Origin of the sequence: Acidisoma cellulosilyticum (genome assembly GCF_020621385.1) — a bacterium.
Taxonomy (GTDB): domain Bacteria; phylum Pseudomonadota; class Alphaproteobacteria; order Acetobacterales; family Acetobacteraceae; genus Acidisoma; species Acidisoma cellulosilyticum.
This window is the reverse complement of record NZ_JAESVA010000004.1, coordinates 485,755-501,571: the sequence shown is the minus strand read 5'-3', so window position 1 is coordinate 501,571 and position 15,817 is coordinate 485,755. Positions and strand designations below refer to the sequence as shown.

12 protein-coding genes are annotated in these 15,817 nt (G+C 60.4%); 4 read left to right on the top strand and 8 right to left on the bottom strand.

Annotation, left to right across the window (positions count from 1 at the left end):
• Window positions 1-44: 44 nt before the first annotated feature.
• The 3 genes from ACELLULO517_RS14565 to ACELLULO517_RS14555 form a co-directional block, all read right to left on the bottom strand.
• On the bottom strand, window positions 45-1,040 hold the full coding sequence (locus tag ACELLULO517_RS14565) for an aldo/keto reductase (protein WP_227308136.1): 996 nt from the start codon (window positions 1,038-1,040) through the stop codon (window positions 45-47).
• A 160-nt stretch (window positions 1,041-1,200) separates the two neighbouring features.
• Window positions 1,201-2,421, bottom strand: coding sequence for an efflux RND transporter periplasmic adaptor subunit (locus ACELLULO517_RS14560; RefSeq protein ID WP_227308135.1), 1,221 nt, complete (start codon window positions 2,419-2,421; stop codon window positions 1,201-1,203).
• A gap of 22 nt (window positions 2,422-2,443) precedes the next feature.
• Window positions 2,444-5,614: an efflux RND transporter permease subunit gene (locus tag ACELLULO517_RS14555; protein ID WP_227308134.1), complete on the bottom strand. Its 3,171-nt coding sequence runs from the start codon at window positions 5,612-5,614 to the stop codon at window positions 2,444-2,446.
• 381 nt (window positions 5,615-5,995) lie between these two features.
• On the opposite strand from ACELLULO517_RS14555, the gene ACELLULO517_RS14550 reads away from it, so the two are divergent.
• Complete coding sequence (locus tag ACELLULO517_RS14550) at window positions 5,996-7,021, top strand: FUSC family protein (protein ID WP_227308133.1); 1,026 nt, start codon at window positions 5,996-5,998, stop codon at window positions 7,019-7,021.
• Between the two features lie 97 nt (window positions 7,022-7,118).
• Here ACELLULO517_RS14550 and ACELLULO517_RS14545 read toward each other — a convergent pair whose 3' ends face one another.
• The 3 genes from ACELLULO517_RS14545 to ACELLULO517_RS14535 are packed head-to-tail and all read right to left on the bottom strand — an operon-like array spanning window position 7,119 to window position 10,204.
• Complete coding sequence (locus ACELLULO517_RS14545) at window positions 7,119-8,030, bottom strand: carbohydrate ABC transporter permease (RefSeq protein WP_227308132.1); 912 nt, start codon at window positions 8,028-8,030, stop codon at window positions 7,119-7,121.
• Window positions 8,023-8,913, bottom strand: coding sequence for a carbohydrate ABC transporter permease (locus ACELLULO517_RS14540; protein WP_227308131.1), 891 nt, complete (start codon window positions 8,911-8,913; stop codon window positions 8,023-8,025). Before ACELLULO517_RS14540 ends, ACELLULO517_RS14545 begins: the two co-directional genes overlap by 8 nt.
• A gap of 25 nt (window positions 8,914-8,938) precedes the next feature.
• The gene (locus ACELLULO517_RS14535; RefSeq protein ID WP_227308130.1) at window positions 8,939-10,204 is read right to left on the bottom strand and encodes an extracellular solute-binding protein; all 1,266 of its coding nucleotides are present in this window, start codon (window positions 10,202-10,204) and stop codon (window positions 8,939-8,941) included.
• 168 nt (window positions 10,205-10,372) lie between these two features.
• Between ACELLULO517_RS14535 and ACELLULO517_RS14530 the strand changes: the two genes are divergently transcribed.
• From ACELLULO517_RS14530 to ACELLULO517_RS14520, 3 genes are read left to right on the top strand one after another with little or no spacing between them, the layout of a single operon-like run.
• Window positions 10,373-11,590 carry an ROK family transcriptional regulator gene (locus ACELLULO517_RS14530; RefSeq protein WP_227308129.1) on the top strand — a complete coding sequence of 406 codons (1,218 nt, stop codon included), beginning with the start codon at window positions 10,373-10,375 and terminating at the stop codon, window positions 11,588-11,590.
• Between the two features lie 32 nt (window positions 11,591-11,622).
• Window positions 11,623-12,708: a Gfo/Idh/MocA family protein gene (locus ACELLULO517_RS14525; protein WP_227308128.1), complete on the top strand. Its 1,086-nt coding sequence runs from the start codon at window positions 11,623-11,625 to the stop codon at window positions 12,706-12,708.
• A 14-nt stretch (window positions 12,709-12,722) separates the two neighbouring features.
• On the top strand, window positions 12,723-13,370 hold the full coding sequence (locus tag ACELLULO517_RS14520; RefSeq protein ID WP_227308127.1) for a ThuA domain-containing protein: 648 nt from the start codon (window positions 12,723-12,725) through the stop codon (window positions 13,368-13,370).
• 111 nt (window positions 13,371-13,481) lie between these two features.
• Here the strand turns inward: ACELLULO517_RS14520 and ACELLULO517_RS14515 are convergent, their stop codons facing one another.
• Entirely contained in the window at window positions 13,482-14,654 is a 1,173-nt protein-coding gene (locus ACELLULO517_RS14515) for a Gfo/Idh/MocA family protein (protein WP_227308126.1), read from the bottom strand.
• Between the two features lie 29 nt (window positions 14,655-14,683).
• Window positions 14,684-15,742 (bottom strand): sugar phosphate isomerase/epimerase family protein, encoded by a 1,059-nt coding sequence (locus ACELLULO517_RS14510; protein WP_456304391.1) that lies wholly within the window; start codon window positions 15,740-15,742, stop codon window positions 14,684-14,686.
• Window positions 15,743-15,817: the final 75 nt, after the last annotated feature.

Here is a 15,817-nt window from a genome sequence, read left to right as displayed (position 1 = left end):
CATCCCCATCGCGTTGAGAAATTTTGAGTTTACAACCTGGCCGTTTATCTTTCGGCTTCGACGGCGCGCCATTCAAATGTCATCTCGTCGAGCTTCGCTTTAAGGTCTGCTTCCAAAGGACCTTGCTCGGCGGCGGCGAAACTATCAGCCAACTGTTCGGGCCGACTTGCACCGATGATCGGTGCCGTAACGGCGGGATTGGACATCACCCAACGCATGGCCATTGTCGCCAATGTCAAGCCTGCCTCACGCGCGACCACGCGCAACCGCTCAACCGTTTCGAAGGATCGTTCATGCCAATAACGGTCCTGGTAACGTGAGCCTGCTTCCCCCAGCTTGAAACGGCCACCCTCCGGCGGGGCTTCGCCGGGATTGTGTTTGCCGGTCAATAATCCACCCGCAAGCGGATTGTATGGGATGACAGCCACGTCCTCCTCCTCGCATAGAGGCAGCAGATCACGCTCGAAGGCACGAAACAGCAAATTATACCGCGGTTGGACGGAATCGATCGACACGAGGTTTTTTACTTCGGAGCGGCCGAGCGCGCGCGCGACCCGAATGGCCTGCCAGTTTGATACGCCAACATAGCGCGCCTTCCCTGCACGCACCACGCTGTCCAGCGCTTCGAGCGTTTCGTCCAAAGGGGTCAAGGGATCAAAGCGATGTAATTGATAAAGGTCGATGTAATCAGTGCGCAGACGTCGCAGAGACGCGTCAATCGCGTCCAGGATGCTCTTTCGAGACATTCCGCGTTGCCAAGGCTTAGCCCCCATTTCGCCGGCACATTTCGTGGCGATGATGAAATCCTGGCGCCTGCCATCCAACCAGGATCCGACGATCTCCTCCGTGCGGCCGGCCATCGCTTTTCCGCCACCAAGGGGATAGACGTTCGCCAGATCCAGGAAATCGATGCCGCCTTCGGAAGCTGCATTCAATATCGCCCGGCTTTGCGTTTCATCGCATTGCAGGCCAAATGTCATGGTTCCAAGACAAAGTTCCGAGACTTGCAGACCCGTCCCACCGAATTTTTTGTAACGCATGCCATCCTCCCGATGCTGCCAGCCAAATCAAGGTTAGCACTCATTCCCTTGGCCGGGGCGATCGGGCCAAGGCAAATTTACGATCAACCTGAGCCTGTCCGGTTCAATTTTCTGCGACAGCGCAACCACTTGTCAGCAGGCAGGTCATCAGATCCCTGGATTATCGTGCCTGGCTTGCGACTTTCACCGTATCGCCCGCACTCAACCATTCCGGCGGGCTGTCGATGAGTTTGTCGGCCAGTGAGAGCCCGCTCAACACTTCGGCCTGATCCCCGAGGTCACGCCCCAGGGTCACGGTCTGGAATTTGACCTTGTCACCACTGCCGAGCAAGGCGACACGGACACCATTGGCATCCAGCACGAGTGCCGTTGCGGGAACATGCAAAACATGCGCGGCAGCCGGGACGGAGAATGAGACCTCGGCAAAGGTCCCCGGCCAAAGCTTGTCATTCGCATTATCGGCTTGCAGCTCAACTTGCACCGTCCGCGATGCCTCATCGAATGCATTGGCCGTCGTCGCCAGCTTGGCGTCGAAGATCTCATCAGGATATTGCGGCAGATTGAGCGTTGCGTTGAGCCCAGGCTGCATTTTGCCGGCGAAAGCCTGCGGAACCTGAACGTAGATGCGCACTTTATGAACGTCCGAAACCTGAAATAGAGCGGAGCCGGCGCTGCCCGCGGAAACGAGATCGCCGATATCGACGTGACGCGCCGTCACGATCCCGTCGAACGGGGCTACAATATTCTTGTAACGCTGAAACGCCTCCAATTGCCCGACATTGGCCTGGGCCGCCTGCACGGCCGCCTGCTTCGCGATCGCGTCGGATATCTTCTCGTTCTGATCCTGCACCGACACCGTCTGGGATTTCAGAAGCTGAGACCAGCGGTTCGCCGTGACCGCTGCCAGTTGCTCACCCGCAACCGCGCTCGCAAGATTGGCTTGCGCCTGGATGAGCTGCTGATCGAGGTCAGGCGTGTCGATCGTCGCCAGTACCTGGCCTTTGCTGACATGAGCACCAATATCCGTGCTCCAGGATTTCACATAGCCCGTGACACGCGGATAGATCGGTGCCGCGTAAAATGCCTGAATCGTGCCCGGCAGCGTAATCTGACGTGCCTGTTCGTCGACCGTCGGCTCAACCAGGGCGACTGTCGGCACCGCTTGCGCATTGGTCCAGATGCTCAAAGCATTCTCTGTATGGGCGCGCGCCGAAATGCCCCGCACGACCAGAAGAACGGCGCCCATGGCCAGGACAAGACCGGTGACACCGACCCACCAGGGACGAATAGCGCGTATCGGCGGCTCGGCGACGGCGTGATGATCCGGCTGCCTGTTCGTGGCGCCGCCGTCGTCCGGGTCTCGGGATGGTTCTATGGACATGAGAACTCCGTTCTCGGCGACATCAGGACAGGTGTGCCGCAGCCATCGCGCCCGCCGGGGCTTTCAGATGGTCGCGTGCATGGACTAAGGAAAAGACAAGCGGAACAAAGAAAAGAGTGGCACAAGTGGCGAAGATCAGACCACCGATGACCGCCCGGCCGAGCGGCGCGTTCTGACCCGGCTCGATCGCCATCGGCGCCATGCCGATGATCATGGCCAGCGCCGTCATCACCACCGGGCGAAACCGGGTGCTGCCGGCCTCCATCACCGCCTGAAGAGAATTCCGTCCGGCTGCCAACCGCTCGCGGGCGAAACTAATGACCAGAATACTGTTCGCGGTCGCGACGCCCATACACATAATGGCACCGGTCAGCGCCGGAACCGAGAGCGTGGTATTGGTGATGAACAGCATCCAGACGATCCCGGCCAGCGCGAACGGCAAGGCCAGAACAATGACGAAGGGATCGAGCCAGGATTGGAAGGTCACGACGATCAGCAAATAGATCAGGACGATTGCGAAGCCGAGCCCATAATAAAGCTGAGCATAGGCGCTGGCCATGGTGCTGACCTGCCCGATGAGAGAGACCGAGGTCGCACGCGGCAGATCATGCGACGTTTCGGCCAGGACTTTGCGAATATCCGCAGCGATGGCACCCAGATCGCGCCCTTGCGGGGTTGCGTAGATATCGATCACCGGTCGCGTGTTGTAATGGGTCACAATCGCATCGCTCGGCCCCGGCTGTATCGTCGCCAGCCCGCCGAGCAACTGCGTGGACCCGGCGGCGCGCAGCGGCAGGTTATCGAGATCGCCCAACGAACTCATGGCGTATTGCGGGGTCTGCACCGCAACCGGATAGGACACGCCGGTCGCCGGGTTAAGCCAATAGATCGGCGTCGTCTGCGTGCTGCCGCCGAGCGTGTCCAGCATGCTGGTGGCAGCATTGCCTTCCGTTACACCGACCATGCTGGCAAAGGTCCGGTTCAGGTTGACGTTAAGCGTCGGTGTTTGAAAGGCCTGCTGAATCCTTGCATCGGCAACACCGGGTATTCGCCTGAGCCTTGCCAGAATATCATCGGCATAGGCTCGGCTCGCCGTCAGATTACTGCCGACAATCTGAACATCGATTGGCGCCGGCAGACCAAAATTGAGGATTTGCGTGACGATATCGGCCGGCAGGAAGGAAAAGACCGTGCCGGGATAGGCTGCCGGCAACTTTTCGCGCAGCATTTTCACGATCTCGTCCGTCGGCCGGTGCTGCCCCTTCAACGTGATCAGCATATCGGCATCCGCCACGCTCACCGTGCCGGAATTGCCGTAGGAGAGATTAATGCCGCTGATCGGCAAACCGATATTGTTGACGATGCTCCCAATCTGATCCGGCGGGACCAAAACCCGGATCGTCCGCGTCACTTGCTCGATCAGGCGCGTAACGGCTTCGATGCGTGTGCCGGTCTGCGCCCTGACATGCAACTTGATCTCGCCGGAATCGATATCCGGAAAGAAGTTCTGGCCGAGATAAGGCACAAGCCCTGCGGATAGCACGACAATGGCAAAGAACCCGCCGATCACCGGTAACCGCGCCTGGAGTGCCAGAGTGAGCAGACCACGGTAGAGGCTGCGCACAAATTCGAAACCCTGCTCGAACTTCTGCTGGAATAAGGAGAACGGATTGCGACTGGCAGCCCCTTTGCTCCCATGCGGCAGGGTCGATGTGCCACGAAGCAGGAAATTGGCCATGGTCGGCACCAATGTCCGCGACAAGACGTAGGAGCTCATCATCGCAAAGACGACGGCTTCGGCCAGCGGGCGAAAAAGATAGCCGGCGACGCCACCCAGACCGAACATCGGCGTGAAGGCGATCGTGATGCACAGCAAGGATACGGTCGCGGGCAGGACGATCTGCTGGGCGCCGTCCATGATGGCCGGCTCGATCTTCTTGCCCTGCTCAAGATGGAAATTGATGTTCTCGATCGTCACCGTTGCATCATCGACGAGAATGCCGACGGCCAGGGCTAGTCCGCCGAGGGTCATGACATTGATCGTCTCGCCGAGCAGCGAAAGAATGGTGATGGAACTGAGAATGGCGAGAGGAATGGAAATCGTGATGATCAGGGTCGAACGCCAACTGCCGAGAAACAGCAGTATCATGATCGCCGTCAGTCCTGCGGCAATGACGCCTTCCCTTATGACCGCGGTGACCGAATCCTTGACGAAAACGGACTGGTCCCCCACGGCACGCATATCGACCCCTGGGGGCAGAAGCTGCGACACCTGGGGCAATAGTTTCTTAATCCCTGCGATGATCGCCAGCGTGGAGACGGAGCCATTTTTCAGCACGGTCATCAGCACGCCGGGCTTGCCGTCCAGCTCCACACGATTGGTCTGCGGCGGGCTGCCGTCATGGACGGTGCCGACATCACGCATATAGATTACCGTGTCATGCACTACTTTAATGGGAAGATCGCTGAATGACGCCATGCGCAAGGGGGAGTCGTTGAGCGAGACCGTATATTCAAACTTCCCGATCTTCTCTGTGCCGGCAGGTGTGATCAAATTCTGCGTCGTCAGCGCATTCACGACATCGGCGGCCGAAATCCCGTAGGATTGCAGTGCCTGCTGATTGAGGTCGATCTGCAACTGCCGCGATGCGCCACCGTAGGGGGCCGGAATGGCCGAGCCTTGCACCGTGGTGATCTGCGGACGAATGAAGTTCATCGCAAGATCATTAAGCCTGGTCTGCGAATAGCGGTTGCTTGACAAGGCGAGCTGAATAATCGGCACGCTGGACGCGTTATAGCTTAGAATAATAGGTGGCGTAATACCCGCCGGCATTTGCTTGAGAACGGTCTGTGAAATGGCCGTTACTTGAGCCAGCGCCGTATTGATGTTCACATTCGGCTGAAAGAAGACTTTCACGATGCCGTAGCCGGCCAGGGACTGACTCTCGATATGCTGGATATCGTTGACGGTGGTCGTCAGGGAACGCTCGTAAATCGACACCACCCTGCCGGCCATTCCGTCCGGCGACAATCCCGTATAGCTCCAAACGGCACTGACGACGGGAATGTTTATATTCGGAAAGATATCCACCGGTGTCCGCAGCGCGGACATGACGCCGAAGATCATGATGAGGATCGCCATCACAATAAACGTGTAGGGTTTTCTGAGCGCTAGGCGAACAATGGCGATCAAGATTGAACCCTTTTATCGGGCCGCGGCACCTAACCGAGCATTCGGCTAAGATGTGTCACCTCCCAGTCGCTCTCTTCCTGGCGTTTTACTGGGAAATCCGGACAATCGAAACGGGATTTTTGTTACTATACGTCACGCAGATAGCATCCATCGGCAGGAAACTGGCAAAGGCCATGTCATGCACCATTCCGCCGCGGGCTTTGCGTCGCTTCAGTGCCAGAATGTCCCGGAGGCGCAGGCCGGACACGTGAGAGAGGCATACCGCGCGTTAACGTGATAATGCACGCGCGTTTCTGCGTCGAAGGCGGCCGCGCGGACTAAGAAGCAGAGCCCCTACTGGGAATGGCGATGGGATCAGGTGTTTGGGTTATCAAGGCAAGAATGCTGTTTTGGCGCCTGCAGCGGGAGATTGACTGGCAAACGCTGGTCATAACGCTCATCGTTTTGTCGCCGCTCATGCTCGCCGCCGGCCTCTCGGGTAATCTTCAATGGTGGCGGGCGATGATCGTCGGTATGGCGATCTATATAGTTGTTGAAAAAGTCGGTCTTGCTCCGCTCGGGGTCATTTTGCACGCTGCTGTCGTGGCGGCGGGCATTATCCTTTTGCTCATCTCTTTCGCCGTTCCACCATTATTTGTCCTCGGTGCGGCGAGCCTGGGCGGGGCCAGCGTCATGTTACGCTCCTACGGAGCGACGTTTCGGTCTCTCGGAAGCTGGACCTTCATTCCCATCCTTTATCTCGCTTCGGATCTCAGAGACGGTTCGGCACCCGGCGTTCTGGCATTGCGCGGTCTTCACTTTCTGCCCTATCTGGCGGCCGCCGTTGTCCCTGGGCTGATTCTATCGATCATCCGCTATCGGCAAAGCACCGGCGCGCTCACCGGCCATAGCCATGGGTTCTGGCGCCTGTTTCGTCGGAGCGATCACGGCGAACGTCAGCGCGTCCTTGAACCCATGGCCGCTACATTTGTGGCCGTTGCCGTGACGGCCGGCGTCGTGGAATGGCAGCATCTGCAATATGGAGAATGGGTGATCTGGTCGGCAGCCAGCGTCATCACCGGGACAACGGCCAGTGATCGGCGCAAGTTGCGGGAGCGACTGACAGGAGCTTTGGTGGGGGTACCGCTCGGTATCGGCGCCAGCTTCATCCTCCCGCATGACGGCCTGACCTATGGGCTGGCCGCACTGGCGGCATTGCTGACGCTGGTAGCAATTCGCCGCTATGTCCTCGCCTTCGGGCTGCGTTGTGCCTGCGTTGCCCTGGCACTGATGGTGCTGGGCCAGGGGGATGTCTTGGCGGCCAGCCGGGCGTTCAATGTCGTTCTGGGCGGCCTTCTGGGTATGCTGATTTCGGTCCTTATGCACGCCGTCATACAGACAATCCAAGGCAAACCGAAAGCAGAGTGAGGCCTCATCGATCACCGCCACTCATGCGCGCCTCCACCGACACGCACAGACAATCAAAACAGAACAGCAAAATCAATGATATGATGAGGTGTTCAACCTAGCCCTTCACCGCGCCGGCCGTCAGCCCCTCCACGATATATCGCTGCGCCAGCAGGAACATGAGGATCGCGGGCAGGATGGTCAGGGTGATGAAGGCCAGCACCAGTTGCCAGGCGGTCGAATACTCACCCTGGTAATCCATCAGCCCAAGCGGCCAAGGGAAGAGAGAATTACTGTCGAGCATGATGAGCGGGACGAGGTAATTGTTCCAGCTGCCGACGAAGGCGATGACGCCGACGGTCGACAGGATCGGCCGGGACAGCGGCAGCGTGATATGCGTGAAGTAGCGGATATAGCTGCAACCGTCGACCAGCGCTGCGTCCAGCAGCTCCGTCGGCAATTGGCGGAAGGCGTTGCGCAGCAGCAGCACGGCCATGGCGAGGCCGAAGGCGACCTGCGGCAGAATGACGCCCCAGGGCGTGTCCACCAGCCCCAGCTGCCGCACCCGGATGAACAAGGGCAGAATGGCGGCAGCGGCCGGGAACATCAGCCCCAGCACCAGATAGTTGAAGAGGAATTTGCGCCCGAAGAAACGCAGATGGGCGAAGGCGAAAGCGGCCGTCGCGGCAAGTGCCAGGGTAAGCACCACCGTCAGGCTCGCAATGAGCAGCGAATTGCCCAGCACGCGCCAGTAACGCAGGCTCGCCAGAATGTCCCAATAATTATGCCAGAGCCAGACTCGCGGCAGGCCGAGCGGATTGGTACGCAATTCCCCGACGGTCTTGAAACCACCGAGCAGCGTGGCGCCAAGCGGCATCAACACGATGCCGGCCATAATGATCAGGATCGCCGCGCGCCAGATGGCAAATCGGCGTTGTCCCGCGCGGCGGGAGGTTTGCGCCCCTGCGCGATCGGCGTCACGATCCGCCATCCGGTTTGCACGCGTCCGGCTGAGAGACAAATCACTCATCTCGCATCAAAATCCGCTGATAGAACAAGGCAAAAATCACGCAGACAAGAAACAGAATAACGCCGACGGCCGAGCCATAGCCTACCCGCATGCGCGTGATGCCGAAGCTGTACATGAACGTGACCATGGTATTGGTCTTTTCGAAAGGCCCACCGCCCGTCAGCGGGATGATCATGTCGAATAGCTGCAACGCACCGATGACGGAGAAGAAGACCGAGAGTTTCAGCATCGGTGCCAGCTGCGGCAGGGTAATGGAGACGAAGCGCTGGCGGGCATTGGCGCCGTCAATCTCGGCCGCTTCGTATAGCTGACGATCGATCCCCTGGAGGCCCGCGATATAAAGCATCATGTGAAAGCCGAAATATTTCCACACGACGACGATGATGATGGCCGTGAAGGCAAGATTCGGGTCTGCCAGCATGAATAGCGGCTGCCCGCCCATGGCTTGGATGAGCGATGAAATCGGCCCATAATTGCCATCGAAAATGAAGCGAAAGATAAGGCCGGCCGCGACATCGGCCAGGACATAGGGCAGGAAAAAGATCAGTCGGAAGGCGACCGAACCCCAGGCGCGACGGGCCAGCAGCAAGGCCATGCCGAGGCCGAGCGGCAGTTGGATGGCGATGGAAAAGACGATGATCAGCAGATTGTTGCAAAAGGCGGTGCGGAAGTTCGATGACTGCAGAAGTCGTCCGTAATTCTGCAGGCCGATGAAATCATGCGGCCAGCCGAGGCCGTTCCATTTGAAGAGGCTGAACCAGGCTGCCTGTCCCAATGGCAGGATAACGAAGATCGTGAACAGCAGCACAGCCGGCGGCACAAACAGCAGAACCGTGAGGAGCGCGCCATTATCCCGGCGCATGCCTTGTACTATGCTCGCCATCGCTGCCTCCCCTCGCCGTTCTGCCCTATTGCTGTTCGTCGTCCCATGCCTGCTGCACGGACTGCGCTGCCGCCTTGGGCGTCATCTGCCCTGCCGCGACCGCGACCGAAGCGTCGTTGACGACACGACCGACCGATGGCCCAAGCGCCTGATCAAAGAAAATCTGCAGGGTGCTGGCTTTGTCCAGCCAACCGGCGATCTGCTGCACCAGGGGGTTGGAAATGGCGGAACTGGTGCCGGCCAGCGCCGGGATATAGATACCGGAAGCCGCCGCCTCCTGCTGGTATTTCGGCTGATAGAAGAAGGCCAGAAAATCGTCAGCCGCGGGTGGCGCGCTTTTCGTCACCAGCCAGCCGTTGACGCCGCCGAGTTCGTCACTCGCTCGGCCGGGCGTATTCGGGATCGTCGGGAAGCCGAAAACGCCGATATCGGACAGCGCCAAGCCTTTTCCGTCTGCCGCGTTGCCGGCCTGGGTTCCCAGCAGCCAATTGCCCATGAGCTCCATGGCCGCCTTGCCGTCACCGAACATACCGTCCGCCTGCAGTGCAAGCGTGCCGACATAGCCGGCCTGGAAGGGCTGCAGCTTGGCCAATTCCTGCAGGCGCTCCCCGGCCGCGACAAAAGCGGGACCTGCGAATGCACCGTTCTTGCCGGCCTGCGCCTGCGCGATGATATCGCCGCCGCCTTCACGCATGGCGAGATAGGCCCAATAGAAATGCATCGGCCATTTCTCGCCCGCACCGACCGCAATCGGGGTGATCCCGGCCGCCTTTATTTTTTTGACGGCCGCCAGAAGATCGTCCCAGGTCTTGATCTGGCTGGCATCGACCCCGGCCTTGGCAAAGAGCTGCTTGTTATAGAAAAAGCAGACGTCATCGGTCAGAATCGGCAGGCCGTAATATTTGCCGTCGACGTCATAGGCCGCGGCATCCGCCGGCACCATCTTCGGCAGAACGGCCAGTGCGGCCGCACCGAGCGGGCGCAGATAGCCGGCATCGATCTGGGCGTGCATCACGCCGCCCGCCCAGCTCCAGATGATATCCGGCCGGTCGCTGCTTTGCAGCATGGTCGGCAGCTTGGCCTTATAGGCCTCGTTTTCCAGATACTGGAATTGCACGACGACATCGGGATGGGCTTTTTCATAGTTGGCAGCGATATGCGTCCAAAGGCCGACCGTCGCCGGATTGGTCTCCTCATGCAGAACGGTGATGACGGTCTTGGCCTGCACGATGGCCGTGGACGCGAGCAAGCTTACACCAAGCGAAACTACGCCGATCATAGCCTTGAGCATGACATTTCCCCGGCAATCTGCGCGATGATCGCGCTATTTTTTTGTGACGCGTATTAATTCTGACCCGCCTTCCGCAAAACTGTCAAGTGCAATGCGTAAACGCCTCGATCAAATCACGAAATGGCACGTTGACAGCTAAGCCATTCGCGGGACTTAATCCGGACCACGATGAAAACCGCCGATCCCGAACTGATGCGGGCCATCAACCGCTTCCATGTGATGGATGCCATCCGCCGCGCGGGCCCTATCGCGCGGGTCGAGATTTCAGACCTCACCCAGCTTAGTCCGACCACCGTTTCCGCCATTACCGCCGCATTGCTCGACGACGGGCTGGTAGTCCCCCGCGCGCTCGGCACCCTGCGCGAGCCAATGACCGATATGGCCCGTGGCCGCCCGCGGGTGCTGCTGGAGCTGAACCCCCATGCCGCTTATGTCGTCGGCGCCAAGCTCACCCCCGACCATATCACGGTCGCGACCACCGATTTCTGCGCTGAGACCTTGGCGAGCCTGACCTTGCCCATCCGCATCAGCCGCCAGCCGGTCTCGGTCATTGCAGATCTTATCGAAGACGGCGTGCAGCGCTGCATCGCTGATGCCGGCCTGCCGATCGAGAAAATCGCTGGCCTCTGCGTCGGCCTGCCCGGCCGGGTGGACCGCGCAACCGGCATCTGCCAGTCCAGCCCGATTTTTTCGGAATCCAACCTTCCGCTGGCCGGTCATCTTCAAGAACGCCTCGGCATCGCGACCGTCATCGAAAGCGACATCAACCTCATCACCATGGCCGAAAGCTGGTTCGGGGAAGCGCGCGGGCTGGAGGATTTCCTGGTCGTCAGCATTGAACATACGCTCGGCCTTGGTGTCATGGTGCGCGGGGAGCTGTATCGCGGCGCCAATGGCCTGGGGCCGGATCTGGATAGCCTGCAACTGAATTCCGAAACGCCGGCCTGCCTGCGGGATATCGCCTCCGCCGCCGCCATTCTGCGCCGCGCGGAAGCGATTCTGGACGGGCCGCAGCAGCGCGCGGCCTTTCGCGCGGGGCGCGGCATCGCGACCTTGCGCGCTGCGGCGGATGCCGGGGACCCGAAGATCATCGGAATTTTGCGGGAAGCCGGTGCCGCACTCGGCTTCGCCATCGCCAATCTCGTGCTGCTGTTCGCGCCACGCATGGTGGTGCTGGCGGGAGAAGCCGTCAGCAGCGGCGACGTTCTGCTGGAAAGCCTGAGCGAACGCTTCCGCGCCCATCTGCCGGTCAGCTACGCGCCGGTTCCGGACCTCGTCGTCCATCGTTGGAGCGAGGATTCCTGGGCACGCGGCGCGGCGGCGCTCACCTTGCGTGAGCTCTACGGCGCACCTTGGAACACGACGGGACCCGCGCGCACAGGCTGACAGCGGCGCTTAAGGGAGGACAAAAGAAAAAAATGACGAAGCAACTCGGTATCGGAATTATAGGCTGCGGCACGATCAGCGCAGCCTATCTCAAGGCCGCCGGCAATTTTCCGGTGCTGGCCTTACGCGGCCTCGCCGATGTGAATAGCGCGGCGGCAGAAGCGCGCAGCGCGGAATTCGATGTCCCCGCAATGACGGTCGAGGCGATGCTGGCTGATCCTAGCATCGACATCGTCATCAATCTCACCATTCCCCTTGTGCATGTCGACGTCGGACTGCGCGTGCTGGCCGCGGGCAAGCATGTCTATTCGGAGAAACCGCTCGGTGTGACAACTGAAGAAGCGAAGCGCCTGCTTGACGCGGCAGAAAACGCAGGTCGGCGGCTGGGCTGTGCGCCGGATACCTTTCTGGGCGGCGGCCAGCAAACCTGCCGCGCCCTGCTGGATGAAGGTGCGATCGGCCGGCCGGTGGGCGGCACGGCCTTCTTCCTATGCCCAGGGCACGAGCGCTGGCACCCGGCGCCGGCCTTCTATTACCAGTCCGGCGGCGGCCCGATGCTCGACATGGGCCCCTATTACATCACAAGCCTGGTCAATCTTTTGGGCCCGGTCGCCCGTGTCGCAGGCGTTACCACCATGATGCGCGACAGCCGCGTAATTACCAGCGAACCGCTGGCCGGACAGTCTATTGCGGTTGAAGTCCCAACCCATGTCGCCGGCACGCTGCATTTCGTCTCGGGCGCCGTCATCTCCATCGCCATGAGCTTCGACGTGCCGAAGCATAAGCATCTGCCGCTGGAACTTTACGGCACCGAGGGGAGCATGATCATCCCTGATCCGAACCATTTCGGCGGTGAGATCGAACTGGCCAGTACCGGCGGCGATTGGACGGCGGTCGAGACCCGTCACGCCTATGGCGATGGCAATTACCGCATCCTCGGCGTCGCCGACATGGCCCAAGCCATTCTGGAAGACCGGCCGCACCGCGCCAGCGGTGCCATGGCCTATCACGTGCTGGAGGTGATGGAAGCGTTCGAGCGCTCCTCCGCCAGCGGGCAATTCGTCACCATCGCCAGCACGGTCGAACGGCCGGCGCCCATGCCGACCCACGGTATTTGACAAGGAAAAAGACAATGCGGGAAGCCTTGATCGTCTGGGGCGGCTGGGCCGGGCACGAGCCCGAGCAATGCGCTGCCGTTGTCGCGGATCTGCTGCAGGAGGCCGGCTTCAAGACCTATCTTGAGAATACGACGGAGGCTTTCGCCGACCCGTCCATCGCGGAACTCTCCCTCATCGTGCCGATCTTCACCATGTCGAAAATCGAGAAGGAGGAATTGGACAATCTGACGCGCGCCGTACAGGGCGGCGCCGGCCTCGCCGGTTTTCATGGCGGCATGGCCGATGCCTTCCGTGAGGCGGTCGAATACCAGTTCATGGTCGGTGGCCAATGGGTCGCCCATCCCGGCAATATCATCGATTATACGGTCGAGATCACGAAGCCCGAGGACCCGATCATGCAAGGCCTGCCATCAAGCTTCGCCTATCGCTCGGAGCAGTATTACATGCATGTCGATCCATCGAACGAAGTGCTTGCCACCACCCGCTTCACCGGTGATCACGCATCCTGGATCGATGGCACGGTCATGCCGGTCGTTTGGAAGCGCCGGCACGGCGCGGGGCGTGTGTTCTATTCCGCGCTCGGCCATGTGGCAGCAGAATTCACGCATCCGGAGATGCGCGAAATCCTGCGGCGCGGCATGCTATGGGCCGCGCGCGACTAGAGCGTTTCCTGCTCGCTTGCGCTCGCAGATACCGCTGTAGATTATTGTTTTTGCGAGCATCTTCACACAGGCAGATGATTCCATCTGACTGTGATCTGCTCTAAGGAGAGGTCAAACCTCGGGGAAAGGCTGCCAGACGCCGCCGGCTGCGGATGACGCAACCGCAGCCGTGATGAACCGCATGCCCGCAAGCCCGTCCTCGATGGTCGGATACAGAACGTCGTCGGGCTTGGCTTCTCCACGCTCCGCCGCGCGGATAGCCTTTGCCGCTTCCGCATAGATCGTCGCGAAAGCCTCAAGATAGCCTTCCGGGTGGCCGGCAGGGATGCGAGAGACCCGCGCGGCGTCTGGCCCAGCCCCGGCGCCGGCACGGGTCAGCAGACGCTTGGGCTCCCCAAAGGGCGTGAACCACAGATGGTTCGGCTCCTCCTGCGACCATTCCAGCCCGCCCTTGCTGCCATAGACCCGCAGACGCAGCGCATTCTCATTGCCGGGGGCGACCTGGCTCGCCCATAGCATGCCCCGCGCGCCGCCCTCGAACCGCAGCAGGATCTGCACATCGTCATCCAGCCGACGCCCGGGGACGAAACGGCTGAGTTCCGCGCAGAGCGATTGCGGCTGCAAACCAGTGACAAAGCACAGCAGGTTGAAGGCATGGGTGCCGATATCGCCCACCGCGCCGCCGGCGCCGGACCGCGCCGGATCGGTCCGCCAATCCGCCTGCTTCTGGCCCGAGGCTTCGATATTCTGGGTCAGCCAGTCCTGCACATATTCCGCATTGACGACACGGATATCGCCCAACAGGCCCTGCGCGACCATGGACCGCGCCTGCCGCACCATGGGATGGCCGGTATAATTATGCGTGAGGATGAAAAGCTTCTTGCTGGTGCGTGCAACCGCGGCGAGCGACTGCGCTTCCTCCAGGTTCAAAGCCAGCGGCTTGTCGCAGATGACATGGATGCCCGCCTTCAGGAAGGCCATGGCCGGCGCCACGTGAAGATGGTTCGGGGTGACGATCGCAACCGCTTCGATCCCGTCCGGCCGGGCTGCCTCCGCTGCCGCCATGGCCTCGAAATTAGCATAAGCGCGATCGGGGGCGATGCCGAGTTCGGCGGCGGAGAGCGCGGTGCGCGCAGGGTCGGAGGACAAGGCGCCGGCGACCAGGGTGAACTGGTCGTCGAGACGCGCCGCCATGCGGTGAACGGCGCCGATAAAGGCGCCCTGGCCGCCGCCCACCATACCAAGGCGAATGCGCTTATGCGATGCGGGATTGGAATCCGGCATGATCTGTTTCCTTGAATGGGGCGGGATGGTCAGAGGCCGAGGATGCGATAATTCATCGCTTGATCCACACCGCTCGCCGCGAAATCATCGAAGGCGCGCGAAGCCACTTGGATGATATGGTTCGCGATGAAAGGTGCGCCTTCCGCCGCCCCTTGTTCGCTGTCCTTGATGCAGCATTCCCATTCCAGCACGGCCCAGCCATCGAACCCGTATTGCGAGAGTTTGGAGAAGATTCCCCCGAAATCGACCTGCCCGTCGCCGAGCGAACGGAATCGCCCGGCCCGCTGCACCCAGGGCTGGAAACCGGAATAAACGCCCTGGCGACCGGTCGGGTTGAACTCCGCATCCTTGACGTGAAACATGCGGATACGCTCGTGATAGATATCGATGTAATCGAGATAATCGAGCTGCTGCAGCACGAAATGGCTGGGATCATACAGCAGATTGGCACGCGGATGATTGCCGACGCGTTCCAGAAACATCTCATAGGTCACGCCGTCATGCAGATCCTCGCCGGGATGGATTTCGTAGCAAAGATCGACCCCGGCCTCGTCGAAGGCATCGAGAATCGGATGCCAACGGCGGGCGAGTTCATCGAAGGCGGTCTCGATTAGGCCGGCTGGACGCTGCGGCCAGGGATAGAGAAAGGGCCAGGCCAACCCGCCTGAAAAGGTGGCATGGGCGGTGAGACCAAGATTGCGAGACGCGCGGGCGGCGAGCTTCAGCTGATCCACGGCCCAGGCCTGCCGTGCTGTCGGATTGCCGTGCAGCGCCACCGGCGCGAAACCGTCAAAAGCATGATCATAGGCAGGGTGAACCGCAACCAGCTGGCCCTGCAGATGTGTCGACAGTTCCGTAAGTTCGACGCCGGATTGCGCCAGAATGCCCTTCACCTCATCACAATAGGTCTTGCTGTCGGCGGCGCGCGCAAGATCAAACAGCCTCGCGTCCCAGGACGGGATCTGCACGCCCTTATAGCCGAGATCCGCAGCCCAATGCGCGATGTCCTTCAGAGAATGATAGGGGGCTGTATCACTCGCGAATTGGGCAAGGAAAATCGCCGGTCCCTTGATCGTGCGCAGCGTCATACGTTTGCTCCTCATTCCGCCAGCTGGCTGCCGGTCAATTTTTGAACCCATTCCAGACTAGCACCGTCATCCTGA

Coding starts and splice junctions, on each gene's coding strand:
- ACELLULO517_RS14565 (WP_227308136.1), bottom strand. CDS start 1,040: ATGCGTTACAAAAAATTCGGTGGGACGGGTCTGCAAGTCTCGGAACTT.
- ACELLULO517_RS14560 (WP_227308135.1), bottom strand. CDS start 2,421: ATGTCCATAGAACCATCCCGAGACCCGGACGACGGCGGCGCCACGAAC.
- ACELLULO517_RS14550 (WP_227308133.1), top strand. CDS start 5,996: ATGCTGTTTTGGCGCCTGCAGCGGGAGATTGACTGGCAAACGCTGGTC.
- ACELLULO517_RS14545 (WP_227308132.1), bottom strand. CDS start 8,030: ATGAGTGATTTGTCTCTCAGCCGGACGCGTGCAAACCGGATGGCGGAT.
- ACELLULO517_RS14540 (WP_227308131.1), bottom strand. CDS start 8,913: ATGGCGAGCATAGTACAAGGCATGCGCCGGGATAATGGCGCGCTCCTC.
- ACELLULO517_RS14535 (WP_227308130.1), bottom strand. CDS start 10,204: ATGCTCAAGGCTATGATCGGCGTAGTTTCGCTTGGTGTAAGCTTGCTC.
- ACELLULO517_RS14530 (WP_227308129.1), top strand. CDS start 10,373: ATGAAAACCGCCGATCCCGAACTGATGCGGGCCATCAACCGCTTCCAT.
- ACELLULO517_RS14525 (WP_227308128.1), top strand. CDS start 11,623: ATGACGAAGCAACTCGGTATCGGAATTATAGGCTGCGGCACGATCAGC.
- ACELLULO517_RS14520 (WP_227308127.1), top strand. CDS start 12,723: ATGCGGGAAGCCTTGATCGTCTGGGGCGGCTGGGCCGGGCACGAGCCC.
- ACELLULO517_RS14515 (WP_227308126.1), bottom strand. CDS start 14,654: ATGCCGGATTCCAATCCCGCATCGCATAAGCGCATTCGCCTTGGTATG.
- ACELLULO517_RS14510 (WP_456304391.1), bottom strand. CDS start 15,742: ATGACGCTGCGCACGATCAAGGGACCGGCGATTTTCCTTGCCCAATTC.